Below are 1,856 nucleotides of genomic sequence, written 5' to 3'. Positions count from 1 at the left end.
GATCTGGAGTGAAGTCCTGGGCGTGGAGAAGGTCGGTCGCCATGACAACTTCTTCGAGCTTGGCGGGCATTCCCTGCTGGCCGTGCGCATGCTGTCGCTGCTGCGCGAACGCTTCGAAGCGGAGGTCAACCTGACGTCCGTGTTCTCCGCTCCTTCCATCGCCGAACTGGCCGACAGCGTCTCGCGTGCACAGCGCCCGAGCATTCCTGCGATCATTGCCACCGAGCGCCAGCAGGGTGCAGACGTCCCCCTCTCGTTCAACCAGCAGCGGCTCTGGTTCCTCACCCAGATGCAAGGCGCGAGCGCGGCCTACAACATGCCGCTGGCGCTGGAACTGGAGGGGCCGCTGGACGTAGCTGCGCTGCGCAACGCGCTGGATGCGCTGGTGGAGCGACACGCATCACTGCGCACCTCGTTTGTTGCCGTAGACGGCACACCGATGCAGCAGATCGGTCCGGCCGGGCTCAGCTTCCCATTCGCCTTCGATGCTCTGGGCGATGCGGCAGAGGCCGCAGCGATCCTTCCGATATTGCTCGAATTCGAGGCGACCACACCTTTCGATCTGACTCAAGGCCCGCTCGCCCGCGCTCGCTTGATCCAGCTCGGCACGCAGCGTCATGTGTTGGCGCTGAACATGCATCACATTGTCTCGGACGGCTGGTCGAGCATGGTGCTGATGCGCGAACTGCAAGCACTGTATGCCGGCTTCCTACACGGCGTGCCGGCTGAACTTCCCGACCTGCCCATCCAGTATGCCGACTACGCCCACTGGCAGCGGCAATGGCTCTCCAATGATGCGCTGGCAGACCAGGCAGGCTATTGGCACACGAAGCTGGCCGATGCGCCAGCCCTGCTGGAGCTGCCGAGCGACCGTCGGCGTCCCACCGTGCAGGACTTCGCAGGCGATGCGGTGCCCCTGGTGATCGATGCCGCCTTGACCGCACGCCTGAAGGCGCTGAGCCAACAATGCGGCGTTACCCTCTACATGACCGTGCTTTCCGCCTGGTCCGTGCTGTTGTCTCGCCTGTCCGGGCAAACCGACCTGGTCATTGGCACGCCCACCGCCAATCGACCGCGACTGGAGCTGGAGGGGCTGATCGGCTTCTTCGTCAACACCTTGGCTCTGCGCATCGACACCTACGGCCCACTCAGTGTCGCCGATCTGCTCACGCGAGTGCGTGAGACCGCGCTGAGCGCCCAGCATCACCAGGATCTACCTTTCGAACAGATTGTGGAAATCGTGCGCCCGGCGCGCAGCCTAGCCCACACGCCAATATTCCAGGTCATGCTGGCCTGGCAGGATACGGAACACAGTGACCTGGCGCTGGCCGATATCACTGCGCGGGTGCTGGATGCCACCACATCCTTCGCCAAATTCGACCTGACCCTGAACCTGGGTGAGAGCCCCGATGGTCTGGTCGGTTCACTGAACTACGCCACCGCCTTGTTCGATCGCAACACCATCGAGCGTTTCGGTGCGTATCTGCAGACGATCCTGTCGGCGATGGTCGCCGACAGCACCCAGGCTGTCGATAGCCTGCCGCTGCTACCCGACGCCGAGCGCAACAAGATCCTGGTCGACTGGAATGCGACCGCGACGCCCTATCCGGCCGAACGCTGCGTTCATGAGCTGTTTGAAGCGCAGGTAGAGTGGCAACCGGATGCTACGGCACTGCGTTTCGAGGAGCACTCGCTCACCTATCGTGAACTCAACGAGCATGCCAACCGCTTGGCCAGGCACCTCCGCGAACAGGGCGTGGGGCCAGGGGTAAAGGTCGCCATCTGTGTGGATCGATCCATCGAAATGATGGTCGGCCTGCTGGCCATCCTCAAGGCCGGTGGTGCCTACCTGCCTG

At 63.3% G+C, this 1,856-nt stretch carries 1 protein-coding gene; it reads left to right on the top strand.

Annotation, left to right across the window (positions count from 1 at the left end; translation table 11 throughout):
- Window positions 1–22 precede the first annotated feature (22 nt).
- Window positions 23–1,856 (top strand): condensation domain-containing protein (locus ACXJKH_RS19640; RefSeq protein ID WP_457321883.1); only part of this gene is annotated, 1,834 nt, incomplete at its 3' end.

This window comes from Stenotrophomonas sp. P5_B8 (assembly GCF_054049855.1).
This window is presented reverse-complemented; position numbering and strand designations above follow the sequence as displayed.